This is a genomic window from Georgenia thermotolerans (genome assembly GCF_009193185.1).
Lineage (GTDB): Bacteria > Actinomycetota > Actinomycetes > Actinomycetales > Actinomycetaceae > Georgenia > Georgenia thermotolerans.
Genome location: NZ_VUKF01000097.1, coordinates 1 through 2,114, shown reverse-complemented (window position 1 = coordinate 2,114; position 2,114 = coordinate 1). Strand labels below are relative to the sequence as shown.

Here is a 2,114-nt window from a genome sequence, read left to right as displayed (position 1 = left end):
GACTCCTACCGCCTCAAAGACCGCGACCTCGGCCGCGTCCCCGCGGCCACCACCGACGAACCATGACCATCCAGGGGGTCAGTTTTCAGATGCCGCCAGGGGGTCAGTTTTCACATGCCGTTGACAGGGGAGGCGGCGAACTTGGCCTCCTCCTCGCGGTTCAGCATCCGCGAGTTGTGCCCCAGCGACACACTCAGGCCTCAAGACCGCCACCACCGAGGAACTGCCCGAGGCGGTGGTGGGAACCGCGCCACTTCCCCAACGACGAGGCCGTGTGAAGCTGGGTGCGCGGTGACTTAGCCGCTCCATCGCGTGTCCCACGCCGTGGACCGCGTGGCTCCGCGATCTGCGCGTAGGAGTGGGCCCGCAACGCAAAGCCCGGCGCCGGCGAACTGTGTCGGGTCAAGTACGACGCCCGAGCCTGCCGGTGTCGATCAGCAGGCCGCAGATTCCACGCGAGTTCCACGCGTGAGTGTCGATTCCACGCGAGTTCCACGGGTCCGGGCCCGGCGACTGTCTGCGATTGACCATGCTGAGGAGGGGGGCGACCCTGGTGTCGGCTCGCTGAGAACCGTGTCAACGACGGCTGAAAGTGGACCCCCTGGCGACGGCTGAAAATGGACCCCTCTCCTGATCTGGTTGTCGGTCAGTCGTCGGTCGCGCCGGTCGGGGTGCGGCCGAGGTCGCGGTTCTTGAGCCGGTAGGAGTCGCCCTTGAGGGCGATGACCTCGGCGTGGTGGACGAGGCGGTCGATCATGGCCGCGGCGACGGTGTCGTCGCCGAAGACCTCGCCCCAGCGGCCGAAGGGCTTGTTGGAGGTGACGATCAGGCTCGCGCGTTCGTAGCGGGCGGAGACGAGCTGGAAGAACAGGTTCGCGGCCTCGGGCTCGAAGGGGATGTAGCCGACCTCGTCGATGACCAGGAGCGGGTAGCGGCCCAGGCGGCGGAGCTCGTCTTGGAGGCGGCCGTCGTGGTGGGCGGTGGCGAGGCGGTCGACCCACTGGGAGGCGGTGGCGAACAGCACGCGGTGGCCGGCCTGGCAGGCGCGGATGGCCAGGCCGGTCGCCAGGTGGGTCTTGCCGGTGCCGGGCGGGCCGAGGAAGACGACGTTGTCCTTGGCGGTGATGAAGTCCAGGGTGCCCAGGTGGGCGATCTGGTCGCGTCTGAGGCCGCGGGCGTGGTCGAAGTCGAAGTCCTCGAGGGACTTGCGCGCGGGGAACCGGGCGGCGCGGATGCGGCCCTCCCCGCCGTGGGTCTCGCGGGCGGCGACCTCGCGCTGGAGGCAGGCGGCGAGGAACTCCTCGTGGGTCCAGGACTCCGCCCGGGCCCGCTCGGCCAGCCGCGGCACCGACTCGCGCAGGGTGGGGGCCTTCAGCGCTCGGGTGAGGTAGGCCAGCTCGGCGGTGAGGTCGCGAGCGGTGGGGGTCTTGGTGGTCATCAGGCCACCTCGGTCAGGCCGAAGTGGCGGTCGTAGGCGCCCAGGTCGCGCTGCTCGACCCCGTCATCGGCGGCTGGGGCCGCCGGCCGAGCGGCCGTGGCCGCCAGGGCTCGGGCGGTGGCCCGGTGGGCGGGGTCGGTCAGGGTCTGGTGGCGGGCCCAGCAGCGTTGATGGGCGGCGACGACCTTCTCGCCCAGGCGGACGGTGACGGTGTCGAGGTCGGCCGTCACGCTGACCTTGCGCCCGATGACGGCCGGGTCGACGGAGTAGTCGTTGGCATCGAGGCGGACGTAGTGGTCGCGTGGCAGGCGGACGTCGGTGTGCCAGCCGACCTGGGGCGCCACGGGCGGCAGCGCGAGCATCGCCGCCTTGTCGGCCTGCCACCGTTGGTTCGGGGCGCAGCCGATGCGGCGGTGGTGGCGGGTGTTGGCCCTGACCAGCCAGTCGGCCAGCTGGGCGTTGAAGTCCGCCGGGCCGGTGAAGGTCCGCCCGGGCAGGAACGAGGTCTCCAGGTACCCGTTGGCCCGCTCGACCAGCCCCTTGGCCTCCGGTTAACCGGCTAATCCCTGCCCCTCCGGGGTGGTGGAGGTAGCTGGTCAGGTCCGTCGGAGTCTGCGGAGCTCTTCTTCGTGGCGGCGGACCTTGGTGGCGAGCTCCTCGAGCGCGGTGCGTAGAT

At 70.9% G+C, this 2,114-nt stretch carries 1 protein-coding gene and 1 pseudogene; both read right to left on the bottom strand.

Annotated features, from left to right (window positions below):
• Positions 1-646: 646 nt before the first annotated feature.
• Positions 647-1,438, bottom strand: a complete 792-nt coding sequence (istB, locus tag GD970_RS21295) for an IS21-like element helper ATPase IstB (protein WP_152204879.1) — start codon at positions 1,436-1,438, stop codon at positions 647-649.
• Positions 1,438-1,989 (bottom strand): annotated as a pseudogene (locus tag GD970_RS22725) (Mu transposase domain-containing protein); the annotation flags it as partial. The pseudogene GD970_RS22725 and the gene istB, both read right to left, overlap by 1 nt.
• Positions 1,990-2,114: the final 125 nt, after the last annotated feature.